This is a genomic window from Streptomyces globisporus, assembly GCF_003501885.1.
Taxonomy (GTDB): domain Bacteria; phylum Actinomycetota; class Actinomycetes; order Streptomycetales; family Streptomycetaceae; genus Streptomyces; species Streptomyces globisporus_D.
Genome location: NZ_QWFA01000461.1, coordinates 1 through 345, shown reverse-complemented (window position 1 = coordinate 345; position 345 = coordinate 1). Strand labels below are relative to the sequence as shown.

1 pseudogene is annotated in these 345 nt (G+C 71.9%); it reads left to right on the top strand.

The window, feature by feature from the left end:
- Window positions 1-54 precede the first annotated feature (54 nt).
- Window positions 55-345, top strand: a pseudogene (locus D3105_RS34290) (response regulator); the annotation flags it as partial.

Below are 345 nucleotides of genomic sequence, written 5' to 3'. Positions count from 1 at the left end.
CCCCGGCTTCATCCCCCGAGCCGGCCCGTCCCGCCACTCCCCCCAGGAGGCCTGGTGTCCGTTCTCCTTGAGCAGCCCGCAAGCCTGGTCGCCTACCGCCCGAACAAGCCGACGGCCATGGTCGTCGTGGCCGACCCGCGCGTCCGTTCCACCGTCACCCGCCATCTGTGGGCCCTCGGAGTACGTGACGTCATCGAGGCGTCGTCCATCGCGGAGGCACGTCCCCGCGTCGGCAACCCGCGCGACATCTGCATTGCCGACGTCCATCTGCCCGACGGTTCCGGGCTGACCCTGCTGTCCGAGACCCGCGCCGCAGGCTGGCCCAACGGTCTCGCCCTCTCCGCC